We start from the raw sequence: 509 nt of genomic DNA on the forward strand, positions 1-509 counted from the left end.
CGCGCGCAGTTCGGCCTCGTTGGCGGTGATGCCGTCGACGCACCGCTCGGCGAGGGTGAGGCAGGCCGCGCGCAGATGCGTGACGGACTCGGACAGGGAGTGCAGGATGATCGGTTCGAAGGCGTTGAGCTGGAGCTGGCCCGCCTCGGCGGCCATGGTGATGGTGACGTCGTTGCCGATCACCTCGAAGGCGACCTGGTTGACGACCTCGGGGATCACGGGGTTGACCTTGCCCGGCATGATCGACGAACCGGCCTGCACCGGCGGCAGGTTGATCTCGTTCAGCCCCGCGCGCGGCCCCGACGACAGCAGCCGCAGGTCGTTGCAGCTCTTGGACAGCTTCACCGCGATCCGCTTGAGCACCCCCGACATCTGCACGAACGCGCCGCAGTCCTGCGTCGCCTCGACCAGATTCGCGGCCGTCACCAGCGGCAGCCCGGTGATGTCGGCGAGATGACGGCGCGCCGCTTCGGCGTAACCGGCGGGCGCGTTGAGGCCGGTGCCGATGG

Annotated in this window: 1 protein-coding gene; it reads right to left on the reverse strand. The window is 69.4% G+C overall.

Annotated features, from left to right (window positions below; translation table 11 throughout):
- A partial coding sequence (locus SMA5143A_RS36715) for a lyase family protein (RefSeq protein WP_258193949.1) occupies positions 1–509 on the reverse strand: 509 nt, incomplete at both ends.

Origin of the sequence: Streptomyces sp. MA5143a, from assembly GCF_900290235.1 — a bacterium.
GTDB lineage: Bacteria > Actinomycetota > Actinomycetes > Streptomycetales > Streptomycetaceae > Streptomyces.